The sequence below is a fragment of the Bradyrhizobium brasilense genome, from assembly GCF_029714345.1.
Taxonomy (GTDB): Bacteria; Pseudomonadota; Alphaproteobacteria; order Rhizobiales; family Xanthobacteraceae; genus Bradyrhizobium; species Bradyrhizobium australafricanum.
In genome coordinates this window covers 5,948,815-5,963,702 of record NZ_CP121669.1, presented here as the reverse complement: position 1 = coordinate 5,963,702, position 14,888 = coordinate 5,948,815, and the positions used below count along the sequence as shown (strand labels likewise).

At 63.0% G+C, this 14,888-nt stretch carries 17 protein-coding genes; 12 read left to right on the top strand and 5 right to left on the bottom strand.

Going from position 1 to position 14,888, the window contains the following annotated elements:
* Positions 1 to 7 precede the first annotated feature (7 nt).
* Genes QA635_RS28020 through QA635_RS28005 form a run of 4 tightly spaced genes read left to right on the top strand, consistent with a single transcriptional unit; the run spans position 8 to position 4,575 of the window.
* A complete protein-coding gene (locus QA635_RS28020) occupies positions 8 to 883 on the top strand; it encodes a branched-chain amino acid ABC transporter permease (protein ID WP_018270667.1) in 876 nt (291 codons plus the stop codon).
* 1 nt (position 884) lies between these two features.
* The gene (locus tag QA635_RS28015; protein WP_225641830.1) at positions 885 to 1,811 is read left to right on the top strand and encodes a branched-chain amino acid ABC transporter permease; all 927 of its coding nucleotides are present in this window, start codon (positions 885 to 887) and stop codon (positions 1,809 to 1,811) included.
* Entirely contained in the window at positions 1,811 to 3,289 is a 1,479-nt protein-coding gene (locus QA635_RS28010) for an ATP-binding cassette domain-containing protein (RefSeq protein ID WP_283062663.1), read from the top strand. Before QA635_RS28015 ends, QA635_RS28010 begins: the two co-directional genes overlap by 1 nt.
* Positions 3,290 to 3,330: 41 nt before the next feature.
* Positions 3,331 to 4,575, top strand: a complete 1,245-nt coding sequence (locus tag QA635_RS28005; RefSeq protein ID WP_225641834.1) for an ABC transporter substrate-binding protein — start codon at positions 3,331 to 3,333, stop codon at positions 4,573 to 4,575.
* Positions 4,576 to 4,730: 155 nt separating this feature from the next.
* Here the strand turns inward: QA635_RS28005 and QA635_RS28000 are convergent, their stop codons facing one another.
* Together QA635_RS28000 and QA635_RS27995 are read right to left on the bottom strand one after the other, a co-directional pair.
* Positions 4,731 to 5,945 carry an NAD(P)/FAD-dependent oxidoreductase gene (locus QA635_RS28000; RefSeq protein ID WP_283062662.1) on the bottom strand — a complete coding sequence of 405 codons (1,215 nt, stop codon included), beginning with the start codon at positions 5,943 to 5,945 and terminating at the stop codon, positions 4,731 to 4,733.
* 83 nt (positions 5,946 to 6,028) lie between these two features.
* Entirely contained in the window at positions 6,029 to 7,663 is a 1,635-nt protein-coding gene (locus tag QA635_RS27995; RefSeq protein ID WP_283062661.1) for a thiamine pyrophosphate-requiring protein, read from the bottom strand.
* A gap of 424 nt (positions 7,664 to 8,087) precedes the next feature.
* On the opposite strand from QA635_RS27995, the gene QA635_RS27990 reads away from it, so the two are divergent.
* The gene (locus QA635_RS27990) at positions 8,088 to 8,252 is read left to right on the top strand and encodes a Flp family type IVb pilin (RefSeq protein ID WP_016841801.1); all 165 of its coding nucleotides are present in this window, start codon (positions 8,088 to 8,090) and stop codon (positions 8,250 to 8,252) included.
* Between the two features lie 30 nt (positions 8,253 to 8,282).
* Here QA635_RS27990 and QA635_RS27985 read toward each other — a convergent pair whose 3' ends face one another.
* Both QA635_RS27985 and ku read right to left on the bottom strand, forming a co-directional pair.
* Complete coding sequence (locus QA635_RS27985) at positions 8,283 to 8,510, bottom strand: hypothetical protein (protein WP_016841800.1); 228 nt, start codon at positions 8,508 to 8,510, stop codon at positions 8,283 to 8,285.
* A gap of 54 nt (positions 8,511 to 8,564) precedes the next feature.
* Positions 8,565 to 9,542 carry a non-homologous end joining protein Ku gene (ku, locus tag QA635_RS27980; RefSeq protein ID WP_283062660.1) on the bottom strand — a complete coding sequence of 326 codons (978 nt, stop codon included), beginning with the start codon at positions 9,540 to 9,542 and terminating at the stop codon, positions 8,565 to 8,567.
* A 265-nt stretch (positions 9,543 to 9,807) separates the two neighbouring features.
* On the opposite strand from ku, the gene QA635_RS27975 reads away from it, so the two are divergent.
* From QA635_RS27975 to QA635_RS27945, 7 genes are all read left to right on the top strand, one after another.
* Positions 9,808 to 9,960: a hypothetical protein gene (locus QA635_RS27975; protein ID WP_016841798.1), complete on the top strand. Its 153-nt coding sequence runs from the start codon at positions 9,808 to 9,810 to the stop codon at positions 9,958 to 9,960.
* Between the two features lie 309 nt (positions 9,961 to 10,269).
* On the top strand, positions 10,270 to 10,428 hold the full coding sequence (locus tag QA635_RS27970; protein WP_283062658.1) for a hypothetical protein: 159 nt from the start codon (positions 10,270 to 10,272) through the stop codon (positions 10,426 to 10,428).
* A gap of 527 nt (positions 10,429 to 10,955) precedes the next feature.
* Complete coding sequence (locus QA635_RS27965) at positions 10,956 to 11,234, top strand: hypothetical protein (RefSeq protein WP_057020207.1); 279 nt, start codon at positions 10,956 to 10,958, stop codon at positions 11,232 to 11,234.
* Positions 11,235 to 11,289: 55 nt separating this feature from the next.
* Positions 11,290 to 11,706 (top strand): hypothetical protein, encoded by a 417-nt coding sequence (locus QA635_RS27960; RefSeq protein WP_057020208.1) that lies wholly within the window; start codon positions 11,290 to 11,292, stop codon positions 11,704 to 11,706.
* Between the two features lie 95 nt (positions 11,707 to 11,801).
* On the top strand, positions 11,802 to 12,830 hold the full coding sequence (locus QA635_RS27955; RefSeq protein WP_425249056.1) for an NAD-dependent epimerase: 1,029 nt from the start codon (positions 11,802 to 11,804) through the stop codon (positions 12,828 to 12,830).
* Positions 12,831 to 13,010: 180 nt separating this feature from the next.
* Positions 13,011 to 13,268 carry a hypothetical protein gene (locus QA635_RS27950; protein ID WP_225641843.1) on the top strand — a complete coding sequence of 86 codons (258 nt, stop codon included), beginning with the start codon at positions 13,011 to 13,013 and terminating at the stop codon, positions 13,266 to 13,268.
* A 768-nt stretch (positions 13,269 to 14,036) separates the two neighbouring features.
* Positions 14,037 to 14,246, top strand: coding sequence for a hypothetical protein (locus QA635_RS27945; protein WP_016841790.1), 210 nt, complete (start codon positions 14,037 to 14,039; stop codon positions 14,244 to 14,246).
* Positions 14,247 to 14,432: 186 nt separating this feature from the next.
* Here QA635_RS27945 and QA635_RS27940 read toward each other — a convergent pair whose 3' ends face one another.
* Complete coding sequence (locus tag QA635_RS27940) at positions 14,433 to 14,621, bottom strand: hypothetical protein (RefSeq protein WP_283062656.1); 189 nt, start codon at positions 14,619 to 14,621, stop codon at positions 14,433 to 14,435.
* Positions 14,622 to 14,888 lie beyond the last annotated feature (267 nt).

Here is a 14,888-nt window from a genome sequence, read left to right as displayed (position 1 = left end):
ATCTGAGATGCTTGCCTTACAAATCCTGATCGATGGCTTTGCCATCAGCGCGCTCTATGCGCTCGGCGCCACCGGTTTCACCCTGATCTTCGGTGTCTCCGGCGTCCTCAACCTCTCCCACGGTGCCATCATGGTGGCCGCGGCGGTCGCGGCCTGGGCCGCGGCCAGCGTGCTGCACCTCGACATCTACACCGGCGCGCTGTTCGGTGTCGGCGTCGCGCTGATCGTGTCGTTCGCAACCTATTTCGCGGTCGTCAAGCCGATCCAGAATTCGAGGCGGATCCCCAACGAGGAGAAGGAAATCTTCGTCCTCACCGGCACGTTGCTGTGGGGCATCATGATCCAGGAACTGATCGCCTATTTCTTCACCAACAACGCCAAGACGGTGCTGCCGATCGTCGAGGGCGTGGTCGATATCTTCGGCAACCGCACGCCGCGCAACAATATCTTCACCGCGCTGGTCTGCTGCCTCGTGATCGGCCTGCTGTGGCTGCTGGTGAACCGCACCAGGACCGGCAAGGCGGTGCTGGCGGCCTCGATGAACCCGCGCGGCGTCACGCTGCTCGGCCTCGAGCTCACCCAGATCTACATCGTGGTGTGGGGCATCTACGGGATTCTCGCCGGCATCGCCGGCGTGCTGCTCGGCATGTTCCTCGGCGTCAGCTCCTACAGCGTCGGGCCGCTGACCGCGAGCGCGTTCTCGATCGTCGTGCTCGGCGGCCTCGGCAGCGTGTCGGGCTCGCTGATCGCAGCCTTCGTCGTCGGCTATCTCGAGACCATCACGGCCTACATGATCTCGCCGGCCTATCGCACCATTCCGGCGCTGCTGCTTCTGGTGTTCGTGATGTATATCCGGCCTCAAGGCCTGCTCGGGAGGCGCTGAGATGGCCAGCTTCTTTTCCTCGCGCCTGTTCTTCATTTCGCTGGTATGCGTGGTGATCGCCGCGACGCTGCCGTTCTACGTCTCGGGCTACATCCTCGGGCTGCTGACCGTCGCGTTCTATTTCGGCGTGTTCGCGATGGCCTGGGACCTCTTGTTCGGCTTCGCCGGCGAGGTGAATTTCGGGCCGACCTTCCTGATCGGCACCGGCGCCTACACCGCAGGAATTCTCAACAACCAGTTCGGCTGGTCGGTCTATGTCTGCATCCTGCTCGGCGCGCTGGCGTCGGTCGTCGCGGGCTTCGTGCTGGCGCTGCCGGCGCTGCGGGTGAGAGGACCGTATTTCGGCCTGACCACGCTGGTGGCGGTCTTGATGCTGCAGAACTTCGTCGTGGTGTTCGCCGATCTCACCGGCGGCGAGATCGGGCTCACCATCCCTGACGTCATCACCATCAATGCCGGCGCCAATTACTGGATCGCGCTCGGCTTCATGACCGTGAGCGCGGCCATCCTGTACGGCCTGTCGCAATCGCCGGTCGGCCTCGTGCTGCAGGCGAGCGGGCAGGATCCGGTGCAGGCCGGCGCGCTCGGCTTCAACATCGTCAAGCACAAGCTCGCGGCCTTCATCGTCAGCGCCTTCTTCTCGGGACTGTCGGGCGCGCTGCTCGTGTTCTACTTCGGCACCGCCTCGGTCGGCACCGTGGTCGACGTCGCGGTCGGCGTGAACGTGATCGTTTCCGCCGTGCTCGGCGGCCGGCGCACCGTGCTGGGAGCCGCGCTGGGCGCGATCTTTCTGATCGTGGCCGGCGAGTTCCTGCGTCCGACCGGCGAGCTAGCGACCTTCATCGTCTCGGCGGTGGCGCTGCTCGTCGTCCTGTTCTTCCCCGGCGGTTTCCTCGGAGCGGCCCTGTCACGCGAGGCGCGCTCGTAATGGATCAGACTGTGACCACAGCAACGCTCACCGTCCGCGGATTGACCAAGCGATTCGGCGGCCTGACCGCCGTGAAGAACCTCTCGTTCGATCTGCATCCCGGCGAGATCCTCGGCCTGATCGGGCCGAACGGCTCGGGCAAGTCGACCGCGATGAAGAGCGTGATGGGCATCGAGCGCCCGACCGCGGGCGAGGTGCTGTTCGAAGGCGAGAATGTCGCCGGGCTGCCCGCGCACAAGATCGCGCGCAAGGGTTTTGGCATGGTGTTCCAGCACTCGCGGCCGCTGAACCGGCAGACCGTGCTGGAGAACATCATGGTCGCGCTGTTGCCCGACAGCCTGTTCATGCTGTTTCCCGACAAGGCGCTGACCGAGCGCGCCAAGTGGATCGCCGAGCGCGTCGGACTGGGGGCGGTGATGGACCGCCGCCCGCCGACGCTGCCGTTCGCCGACCTGCGCCGGCTGGAATTGGCCAAGGCGATCGCGCGCGATCCCAAGGTTGTGCTGGTCGACGAGCCCTTCGCCGGTCTCACCAGCGCCGAGGTCGGCACCTTCTCCGCATTGATCCGCAGCTTCCGCGATGAGGGCCGCGCGGTGATGCTGGTCGATCACAACGTCAAGAGCGTCGCGGCGCTGGTCGACCGCGTGCTCGCGATGTATCTCGGCGAGGAGATCACGACCGGTCGCGCCGAGGACGTGATGAAGAACGAGACCGTGCGGCGGGTCTATCTCGGTGGCGCGATCCAGACCCATGCGCGGCCCGAGACCTCGTTCAAGGACAAGGTGCCGCTGCTGCAGGTCGAGAATGTCAGCGTGCATTACGGCAAGGCGCAGGCACTGGAAAACGTCTCGATCCACGTCCATGAGGGCGAGTTCGTCTCCGTCGTCGGCCTCAACGGCGCCGGCAAGACCACGCTGTTCAACACCATCTCGGGTTTCCTGCCCTATACCGGCGAGATCCTGCGCGGCGGACAGTCACTGCGCGGCACGGGACCTGCGAAGATCGCCCGCTCCGGCCTCGTGCAATGTCCGGAATCGCGCGAATTGTTCGGCGAGATGACGGTGCGGGAAAATCTCGACCTCGGCGGCCAGCATCTCGACGACGCGGCGCGGGCCAAGCAACTCGCCTGGCTGTTCGAACTGTTCCCGATCCTGAAGGAACGCCAGGGCCAGATGGCGCAGACGTTGTCCGGCGGCGAGCAGCAGATGCTGGCGATCGGCCGCGCGCTGATGATGCAGCCGCAGATCCTGATCCTGGACGAGCCGACGCTAGGGCTTGCGCCTGTTATCCTGGAGCTGCTGTCGAAGGCGCTGGAGAAGCTGCGCCAGACCACCAAGATCACGGTTCTGCTGGGCGAGCAGAACGTGACGTTCGCGCTTCCGCATGCCGACCGCGTCTATGTGCTGGAGCACGCGCGGATCGTCTGGGAGGGCGATCCGGGCCGGTTCGCCGCGGAGGCCGGCAAGGACTTTCTCTGACGTTCGCAGTTTGAAAAGAAGAAAGCAAAACAAGGGAGATCATGATGACAGCATATTCAACCGCGACCCGCATGAGCCTGTTGGCCTCGGCGCTCGCGCTCTGCCTCGCGGCGCCGGCCTATGCGCAGTCCAAGGACCCGATCAAGATCGGCATCATTGCCGAAGTGCAGTCGATCGCGGGTGCGGCGACGCCGGGCGGCGCGCAGATCGCAGCCGACGAGATCAACGCCAAGGGCGGCGTGATGGGCCGCAAGATCGAGATCGTCACCTACGACAACAAGAGTTCGTCGGCCGATTCAGTGCGTGCCTTCCAGCGCGCGGTGAGCGAGGACAAGGTTTCGGCCGTGATCGCGAGCTACATCAGCGAGGTCGTGCTGGCGCTCGAGCCGTGGGCTGCGCGGCTGAAGATGCCGCTGATCACGCCCGGCGCCGCCTCGAACGAGATCACCAAGGCGATCCACAACGACTATGAGAAGAACAAGTACACCTTCCACGGCTACCTGACCTCGGCCGCGCAGGCGCAGTTGGTCTGCGACGCGGCCAAGGAGCTGTTGGTCGACCAGCTCAAGTTCAAGTCGGTCGCGATCATGAGCGAGGACGCGGCCTGGACCAAGCCGCTCGACGTCGGCTACGAGGCCTGCCTGCCGAAAGCAGGCCTGAAGGTGGTCGAGCACATCCGCTTCTCGCCCGACACCACCGACTTCACGCCGATCTTCAACAAGATGGAAGCCGCCAAGCCCGACGTGATCGTCACCGGCATCTCCCATGTCGGGGTGCAGCCGACCGTGCAGTGGAAGAACCAGCAGGTACCGATCCCGATGTTCGGCATCAGCGCGCAGGCGCTGAGCCCGACCTTCTGGGGCGACACCAACGGCGCCGCCGAAGGCGTGCCCTCGCTCGCGGTGGCAACGCCCGATGTTGCGGTAACGCCGAAGACCAAGCCGTTTGCGGCGGCGTTCAAGGCCAAGTTCGGCACGCCGCCGGCCTATACCGGCTACACCGCCTATGACGAGGTCTACATCATCGCCGAGGCGATCCAGCGCGCCGGCTCGACCGATCCGGACAAGATGGTGACCGAGCTCGAGAAGACCGACTTCGAGGGCACGATCGGCAAGATCCAGTTCTACGGCAAGAACGACGAGTTCACCCACGGCATCAAGTCCGGCCCGGGCGCCGTGACCGGCCTCGTGTTCCAGTGGCAGGGCGGCAAGCAGATCACGGTCTGGCCGAAGGCGATCGCCGAGGGGCAGATGAAGTTTCCGAACTTCGTGAAGCTGTCGCAGTAGCAGACGTACTCGCCGTCATTGCGAGGAGCGTAGCGACGAAGCAATCCATCTATCCCGGCGTGGAGGGGTGGATTGCTTCGCGGAGCCTGTCATCCGGCGGCGCTTCGCGCCGACCGGGTGGCTCGCAATGACGATCGGCGAATGTGAGTCCCAAACTACTTGCGCGTCGGCGGCGCCGTCTGGATCGTCGGCGCGGCCGCCGCGAGCAGCGCGGCGCGGTCGCCGTTGCGTGGCGGATAGATGCGCTGCTGGTTGATGGTCTGCTTGGTGAGCTTGGCGGCGGCGCCTGTGGTGTGCACCTCGCGGTCCCAGCCGGTGGTGTAGAGCGCGCCCCAGGCGCCGAGATCGAGCACCGTCACATACCAGTCGATATTGAGCTGCAGCAGCTTCTCGCCAAACAGGTCCGCGACCACATTGTGGCCGGCGAAGCGGCCCATCGGCCGCGCGAACTGACACGACATCACGGTCGGGTGCTCGCCGTCGATCAGGCAGGCGGCGACGTCGCCGGCGGCGAAGACGTCCGCAAGGCCTTCGACGCGCATGGTGTGGTCGACTTTGATCCGGCCGAGCGCGTCGCGCCTGGCCGGCAGCGAGGCGGCGAGGGGGCTGGCGCGCATGCCGGCGCACCACACCACGGTCTTGGTCGGAATGATCTCGCCGGAGTTGAGCGTGATGCTGTCGGCGCCGACGGCGCTGACCCGGACATTCAGCCGCGTCTCGACGCCGAGCGCGGCCAGCGCCTCGTTGATGACCGGCCGGCCATGCGCGCCGAAGGTCGCGCCGACGACGGGATTGGGATCGATCAGGATGACCCGATGATCGCCGGTGATGCCGGCGTGCGCCAGCTTGGCCGGCATCTCGGCCGCGACCTCGATCCCGGTGAACCCTGCACCGACGACCGCGATGCTCGCGCGTGCCTCTGACGGCGGCTCGTTGCCGAGCGCCGCCAGATGGGCGTCGAGCCGCATCGCTGCTTCATACGTGTCGACATCGAAGCCGTGGGCGGCAAGGCCCGAGATGGTGGGGCGGACCAGCTCGCTGCCGGTGGTCAGCACCAGCCGGTCGTAGCTCACAACCTCCGCGCCTGCGCTCGTCCTGACCGTGACGGCGCGCGTCGCCGGATCGATCGCCGCGACCTCGGCCACCCTATGGCCGACGCCAACCGGATCGAGCAGGTCCTTGAGGGGCAGCGCGACATCGCCGAGATCGACCTCGTAATTGCGCACCCGGATGTTGTGATAGGCGTTGCGATCGACGACCAGGATCTCGGTGTCCGCTGCCCGTGCACCGATCTCGTCGCGCTTGCGGGCTGCGCCGAGCGCGGCCCATAGCCCGGCAAAGCCGGCCCCCAGCACCAGGATGCGCGCCATCTCTCCCTCCGAAGTTGCACCGGAGGGAGCTTGCCTGCGCTGGCGCGGTCAAATCAAGTGGCAGAGCGGCGTGTGAGGTGCCCTCACGTCCCGGGCCGCGACACCTCGGTCTCCTTGCTGGTGATGAATTCCAGCAGCACAGGCACGCCTTCCTTGGTCTTCTGGATGCCGCGCTTGATCGCGGGGATGATGTCCTCGGGCTTGGTCACCCGTTCGCCGTAGCCGCCGAAGGCCCGGGCCATCGCGGCGTAATCGCCGGAGATGTCGGTCGAGCGGTATTTCTCGGTCGAGATCGGCATTACCTTCAATTCGATCGCCATCGAGAAATTGTTGAGCAGGATCGACATGATCGGAATCCGCTCGCGCACCGCGGTCTCGAAGTCCATCCCCGTGAAGCCTATCGCGGCGTCGCCCCAGACATTGATGCAGAGCTTGTCCGGCTTGGCGAGCTTGGCGCCCATCGCAAGGCCGAGGCCGTAGCCGAGCTGCGTGGTCTTGCCCCAGCCGATATAGGACAGCGGCTCGACGGACTTCCAGAACGGCGAGAGCTGGTCGCGCGGGCTGCCGGCGTCGTGGGTGATGACGGTGTTGTGGATGTCGACGGTGTGCTGCAGGTCCCACAGCACGCGGTAGGGATTGAGCGGCGCGTCGTTGTGCGTCAGCTTCGGCATCCACTTGGCGAGCCACTCCTTGTGGGAGGCGGCGATCTCCTCGGCGACGGCGCTTGCGTTGCGGTCCGAGGTCACGGTCTTGCCGATCTCCTCCAGCAGCGCGTCGAGCACCAGGCCGGCGTCGCCGACCAGGCCGACCTTGGCCTCGACATCCTTGTTGATGTGGTTCGGATCGAGCGTCGAATGGATGATGGTCTTGCCCTTCGGCATCGCGATGCCGAATGACGTCTCGGTGAAGGAGCAGCCGATGCCGAAGATCACGTCGGCTTCGGAAAGAAATTTCGGCACCGCGCGCGGCACCGCGAGGCCGCCGGAGCCGAGCGAGAGCGGGTGCGTCTCGGGGAAGGACGACTTGCCGCCGAGGCTGGTGGTGACCGGGATCGCGAGCCGTTCGGCGAGGCGCTTCAGCTGCGGCCAGGCCTTTGCATAGTGCACGCCCTGGCCGGCATAGATCACCGGACGCTTGGCGCCAACGAGCAGGGCGGCCGCTTCCTTCACATGGACGGGGTCGGCGCCGTAGCGGGTGCGCAGCACCGGCGTGTAGTTCAAGGGCTCCGGCACCTCCTCGTTCCACATGTCGGCGGGGATTTCGACGATGACCGGCCCGCCGCGGCCGTTCTTCAATTTTGTAAATGCCCGCCGAAAGATGTTGCAGACCTCGGCTGCGATGTTGATCGGCTCCGACGATTTTGAGAACGCCTTCATCGCCTGGCTGGAATTGAAGTTTGGGTCGATATTCGCCAGTCGACGCGCATAGCCCATCGGCAGCACAAGGACGGGCACGGATTCGCCGTAGCATTGCGCGACGCCGCCCATCGCGTTCTCCGCGCCGGGGCCGTGCTGCATGCAGAAGGCGCCGATCTTCTCGCCCGAGGTGACGCGGGAGATCGCGTCTGCCATGTGCACGCCGATGCGCTCCTGGCGCACCATCACGGGGCGGATATCGGCATTGGCGGCGTATTCGATCAGGTGGTTGACCGGGTAGCCCGTGAGGATCTCGATCCCCTCGCGCTTCATGATTTCCGCGATCGCGGTGCCGAGCTTCATGACGGTCACTCCCTTTGCATGCGGCCGGTTCGTTCCGGCCTCGTTGTCGCCTGTCCGATAAAGGAACAGGATTCCGCGGCACCGGTAAAGCGCGGCCGGGGCCGGATCAGGTAGTTCTGATATGCGTTTACGACTGGAGCTGTTTCCGGTCAGACAGGATCAGAACGGAGCTCTAGATACTTGTTTTGACGCGTTTTCTTTGCGCGAGCCGGTGTCCACTTCGCTGGAAAGCGCTCCGGCCGCGGCCCGGTGCCTCGCCCGGCGGCAACCTGATGCAGGCAGAACTAGCAGGGAAATTCCCTGCAACCTTTAAGCGATCGTTCATCCTTTCCCTCAATGGGCCGTCAACCAATGTGGCCTAGTTTCGCAAGCATATTACTACGGCGCGGGAGAAAAAGCCGCGAGCGTCGGACAGGAGCTTTTCATGCGCGCGTTGATGGCAAGGTTTCTGCGTGATGAGGTCGGGGCGACGGCCATTGAATACGCCATCATCGCCGGTGGCATCAGCATCGTGATCGTCGCGGGCGTCAGGGGTATCGGCACCAGTGTAAGCGGCCAATTCAATGCCGTCAGTTCGGCATTCAAGTAAGCGCTGCCGGCAGTTCGCCATTTTCCGGATTCAGTCGTCCCCATTCAACGCGCGCAGCATCGCGATGCGCGCGAACATCAACCAGCCGGCGCCTTGTTCCGCCGCATTGATCAGATGCTCGACCGCGATCTGCCAGCGTGTCTCCTGCTGGGTGTCTTCCGATAGCTTCATGATGTAGTCGGCAGCGTGCTGCAGCGTCACCAGCGTGCCGCCGCGATGCAGCGCGATCGGTTCGTCAAACGGCGTCGACCAGGGCATCTCGACCGGGACATCTCAGGCGCTGTGGACCGGGCTCATCTTGCGGTCGCTGCGCTAGCCTGCCTTCTTGCGCGCCGCGGTGCCCTGGGCGCGCGTTGTCTTCTCGGCCTTCTTCGGCTCGGGCTTGGCGGCCTCCTTGGGCTCGCGCTTGCCGCTGCCCGAGATCGGCAGCAGCATTTCGCGCTGACCCTCGATGCGCTTCTTCGGCTTCTTGCCCTTCGCGGCCTTTGCTTCAGTCTTGGCGGGCGCGGCCTGCTTCTCGTTTGCGAGGCTCTTCTTCAGCGCGTCCATCAGGTTGATGACGTTGCCGCTGGTCTTCGCCGCGGGCTTGGCGACCTTGATGCCGTTGCGCTTCTGGTCGATCAGGTCGATCAGCGCCTGCTCGTAGCGGTCCTCGAACTCCTCCGGATCAAAGTCGGCGGACTTCTGCTCGACGATGTGCTTGGCGAGATCGAGCATGTCCTTGGTGATCTTCACATCCTGGATGTCGTCGAAATACTCCTTCTCGCTGCGCACCTCATACGGGTAGCGCAACAGCGTGCCCATCAGCCCGTTGTCGAGCGGCTCGAGCGCGATGATGTGCTCGCGATTGGTCAACACCACGCGGCCGATCGCGACCTTGTTCAGGCTGCGGATGGTCTCGCGGATCACCGCAAAGGCGTCGTGGCCGACCTTGCCGTCGGGAACGAGGTAGTAGGGACGGATCAGATAGCGGCTGTCGATCTCGCTGCGCGGCACGAATTCGTCGATCTCGATGGTGCGGGTCGAATCCAGAGCGATGTCGTCGAGTTCTTCCTTGGTGACCTCGATATAGGTGTCGGTGTCGACCTTGTAGCCCTTCATGATGTCTTCGGTGGAGACTTCCTCGCCGGTCTCGGCGTCGACCTTGGCGTATTTGATCCGGTGGCCGGTCTTGCGGTTGATCTGGTTGAAGGAGACCTTTTCGGTATCCGATGTCGCCGGGTACAGGGCAACCGGGCAAGTCACGAGCGAAAGGCGCAAAAAGCCCTTCCAATTGGCGCGAGGGGCCATGGGGGAAACTCCAGGGAAACTCCGATTACGCAACCGACGGAACGGTCAAGGATAACACCGGGAACCCCAGTTTGAAACAACACGGCCCGGTGAATCTCGCAACGGCGTTAACCGTGTCCTCGAACTGCGCCCGTTTGACGCGGCGGGCGGGACTGCCTTCGGCCCAGCCGTCAAAGCCCTCGGAACATCGCTCCCGATCACGCGTTGGCTGTCGAAGGGGCGCGGCAAACGCCGGAATTACAGGCACTTAAGCAAAGAGGTTGCCATGGCAACGGAACGACACGGTCAAATCGTCGAAACCCCGACCGAGGCACGGCAGGCCGAGCCTGGACCTTCGGTTCTCGCGCTGCTCACGGCCTCGACAGGGCTGGCCGTCCTGATCCTCGGCATTGTCTGGTTCGCCTTTTTCCGCGTGTGAGGCGATTATCATTGGTTGACCGCGTGCGAGGACTTGATTGTTAAACTGAGAGGCAGGACGAAGCGGGCAGATTGCTCCCGGGAAGAATCCGTTCGGTCGCGCCGGCCTCCGGCGCGCGGGCCGCCGCGATCGCCGACGTAAAATTCCTGATCGTGTCGAACGGAATTTCTACTGCGCGATGGCGTGCGGCCTGGCGGCGGTTTGCAGCGGTGATCTGTGATGCGCGATGCGAATGGCTGCTGCGACGCGTCACGAGATCATCGAAATTGACTGCTAGCTGATTTGAATCAGTTACGCCTTGAGCCTGAGATGTTCTACTCGCAAGAAGAAAAAAACTCGTTGCTGGAGCGCTTCAAGGAGAAAAGCGTTTCAGGTGTCTTCGTCGGACTGACGGTGCTGGCGATGGCGGGGTGGATTTATCTTCTCAGCTCGATGTTCCTGAAATTCATGCTCTGGTGGTTCTCCTGAGACGTTCTCTCGCGAGAACAATTATTGTCGACGCCTGATCATTGTTGCGTCGTTCGATTGCACAAAAATTCCAGCGGCTGAACAATCTTTCGGCGCGTCCAATCATGATGTCGTCACAACTTCGAATGTTAATAACATCGGGGCGAACGTGGACGGTTGTGATGGTTTCTCCTGCTCTCATTCTCGCGGCGGTGTTCGTCGCAGGCTTCTTCTCCGGTTTCGCTGCGCGCTCGTGGCGGTCGCACAAGCGCCGCGCGCAGTATCGGATCTATGCACCGTATGTGGCGCCATCAGCCGCGAAATCGTCGAGGCGGGAACAGCCGGTCAGTGCGTTCGGCCACATGCGTCGTGCGTTCTAGGGAGTAGTTCGATCGAGGTAGCGCGACGGTGTGCGGTGAGTTGGGGTTGGCTGGCAACATGCAATCGGTCATCATGTCTGCATCCGTAGCGGCAGGCGGGTTGGTTGCATGCCAGCGTGCGCCTGATCTCGTCGCCAGCCCCGCGGATCGCAAGGGAACTTTCACGTCATGAGTGATCTCAGGGGGCATTCGCCAAGGCGGTATGTCGTCGATGTCAGTGGCAAGCGCGTGCTGGTCGGGCTGACGCTTGAGGAGACGTCGGAGTTCGAGGACCTGGACTCCTCGCTCCCGGGACTGGCGGACGGGCACGATAACGGGACGGGCTTGGTGCCGTCAGCCGGTGAGGGACGGTGGCTCGAACTCTATGACAAGCACGACAAGGCCTGGATAAAGTGGAAAGCCGACCTGAGGGCCGGGCACGAGGGCAATTCACCCTTTTTTAACTAAGACCGGGCGATTTTGACCTGTGCTGCCTCAATGGGCCCGAACCGGATACTGACAGATGTTTCAGCTGTTTTTGCGGTCTCGCGCGCAGGACCTGATCAAATCGCGGCGCGGCGAGGAAGGGTTCAAGGCACGCTCGGCCGAGCGCGATGCCGAGACCGATCGCGCCCGGATCGGATCGATCATGGCCGCGATCGAGGCCGCGTTGCAAGCGGCCGAAAGCGAGCAATCCGGTCTTGGCCGCCGCGTCGATGATGTTCTGGCCCGCGCCGCGGTGACTCTCGGCAACGGCACCGACGAATATCTGGAACGCGAGGCGCTTGACAACTATCATCAAGACCTGTTTGACGCCGAGATCTCCAACGGCCAGCGCCGGCTGAAGGAATTGGCGACCGAGATTGCGCACTTCAAGTTCATGAAAGCCGCCGTCCTGAGCCGCTTTCCGGACTACAAGCCTCCGGCCGCCAGCAACTGACGCCTGGCGGCGCGCAACGCGAAGCTAGCTGCGGCTGCCGCGTGTAACGGCGGTATTCGAATGGTCCGGCGCAAGGCGAAAGGCACAGGCAAGACGTGGTGATCGCAGGCAATCTACTCGTCACGGGCTGCGCCGGCTTCATCGGCTTCCATCTGGCGGAGCATCTGCTGCGGGCAGGGCAGCCGGTCATCGGCCTCGACAATCTGAACGACTATTACGACCCGGTGCTCAAGCGCGCGCGCCTCGATCTGCTCAAGCAGCACCGTGGCTTCACCTTCGTGGAGCTCGACCTCGCCGACCGCGCCGGCATGAAGGCGCTGTTCGAGCGTTATCGCTTCGAGGTCGTGGTGCATCTCGCCGCGCAGGCCGGCGTGCGCTATTCCCTGCAGAACCCGCACGCCTATGCGGATTCCAATCTGGAGGGCTTCCTCAACGTCCTCGAGGGCTGCCGGCACACCGCGTGCAAGCACCTGTTGTTTGCGTCCTCATCGTCGGTCTATGGCGCCAACACCAAGTTGCCGTTTTCGGTCCACGACAATGTCGACCATCCCGTCAGCCTGTACGCCGCGACCAAGAAGGCCAACGAGCTGATCGCGCATTCCTATAGCCATCTCTATCGCGTACCGGCGACCGGGCTGCGGTTTTTCACCGTGTATGGGACGTGGTATCGGCCGGACATGGCGCTCTATGCGTTCGCCGACGCGATCACCAAGGGCAAGCCGATCCAGCTGTTCAACAATGGCAACATGCGGCGCGACTTCACCTATGTCGACGACGTGGTCGAGGCGATGGTGCGGTTGATCGGCCGCGCGCCGGAAGGCGACGTCAACTGGTCGGGAGCGCATCCCGATCCGGGTTCGAGCCGGGCGCCGTGGCGGGTCTACAATATCGGCAACAGCAGGCCGGAAGAACTGATGCATGTGGTGGCGCTGCTCGAGCAGGGCTTGGGGCGACAGGCCGAAAAGCAGTTGCTGCCGATGCAACCGGGAGATGTACTGGAGACGTCGGCCGACGTCTCCGGCCTGGAGCGTGAAATCGGCTTCCGCCCGCAGACGCGGATCGAGGATGGCATTGCCAGGTTTGTCGCTTGGTATCGGGCCTATCACGACGTCGATCGGACCTAGGCGCCGCGAGAATCGTCGTCGCGTTCCAGCTCGCAGTCAGAGCTTGATCTTCGCGCAAACGCGATCGGCGTTTGTCGCGACGGAAAACCGCTTCGCACGTTTCCGGATCATGCTTTAGTGCGCTCATTGCGAGTCCGGGCTCGAGAAAAAAACTGATTCAGTTTGGAACGGAGTGTGGCAATGCGAGTTATCTCGGGTTTTGCGATCGCCTCAGCCGTGATCATGATCTCCAGCGCAATGGTTCCGGCGCATGCGATCGACGTGCAGGTGGCGCGCGCCTGCGATGCCTTGGTCGCGAAGGCATTTCCGCCGCTACAGCCCGGCAATCCCGCTTCCGGGAGCGCGCGGGGCGGTGCCAAAGCCCAGCGGGACTATTTCAACAAGTGCGTCGCCAATGGCGGCAAGATGGACGACGATACGCCCCCCAAATCGAAATAGCGCGCGATCGCGACGCGTGGCGAATTAGCGATGCTTATGGCGAATCTTCGCTGTCGCTGCTGTTCGTGGGGACTGTGCAAGCGCGTGCGAATGCAGCGACAGGCGCGCGAAAGGCGTTCACTCCCGCTGTTCAAGCCGGACGCTTCGGTCCCGCTCATTTTAATTAGAATAGCGTTAGCGCGGTTGGGTCCGGCGGAGGCGAAATCGCGTTTGGTCCGATGTTCAGCGTTGAATTCATTTCGCTGGATTGCTCGAGCGCTTCAGGACACCGTCAGCCGCTTCAATATTCGCAACCGGTCGAAACACTCTGCGATCCTTGATGGACGTGGCAGCAGCAGATTTTGCGTCTGCGGAGCAGCTTTGGTGGAATATCTTGTGTGCAGCTGAGCGCGTCCCTTGAAGCGCGATCGCTGTAACACGGCGACATTGTGATAGCCGGACAATGCACGTTCGGTTGAACGACACGGCAGCCATCAATGATCACCAAGCAATATCATGCGCTTGGTAGAGCTTCCGACCCACATTGAGCCGCGTTGTCCAGCCGCGCGCCTCATAGCTGCCGCTGCCAACTCATCTGTACGACACATCAAAGGCCGCCGATCGAGCGCTTCGCGATCAGGTTGTGGAACCTGATTGAGAAAATTTAACTCGGAGCCATGTTGGTCGCAAACCTGCCCCATTAACCGCCTTCCATGTGGGCGGAATAACCCTGTCATCGAAACTTCAATCACATCGCTCATACCCTTAACCGCAGAGCGAGGGCGCGCCATGAAGCAGCACAAAGTTCAACATTTGCATCAGCCGATCGAAGAGGCGTTGCTCGCGACCAATCAATCGCTGCGCAACGAAGTCGTTGCGCTGATGCTTGATATCGCTGAGTTACGTGAAATCCAGGAACGCCCGGGCTCGTCGCGTTCGTTCGGCATGTCTCGAGAGCAGAACACCCCGCGCGTCGCGCTGCGCCGGGTTCACAGCTGAAGTCCGTCAGCCTCTTTCTCATCGGCAGAATATGCGGCCACATCCTCGCCAATCCGGCGAGCATGCTGGCGCGCCTGCAGTTGCGGACATTTCAATTCTAAATTGAATGATGCGCTGGCCCGATGCTCGTTTAGGCGAGCTGGCGGACGTTGCTGCGGACAATCGCGGTCGTGAGGGTTGGGGTGGTCAGTGCTCCAGCGGCACGGACTTGTGCGCCCCGACATCGGACAGACGCTCGCGCAGGATCCAATTCTGCAAGACCAGTTCGACCGCGGTATGCCGGAGCTCGCAATTCTCCGCGACGAGGCGTTCCAGGATGTCGGCCGCCTCGCTTGACGCGGGTTGGTTCCCCTCGAAGACCTTGAGACGCGCCATGGTGTCGATCCTCGCAAAAATGTTGATCAGAGACTGGCTCTGACAAGCGTCAGCACGGAATGGTTCGCGGATTATCGGGCGGACGTGGCTCCGCCTGATGGCCTCGGGTGGGAAAGCGCTTAATTGATAATTCGTGGATCGAGATATGAGCGTTAGGTTTCGTGAAAATAATCCTCAAATATGTTGAAATCCTCATGACACCTAACGTCCTAGTAACTACTGCTGGGCGTGTACGCCCGCAAGCGGCCGGACGCGAAAGTCGCGGGA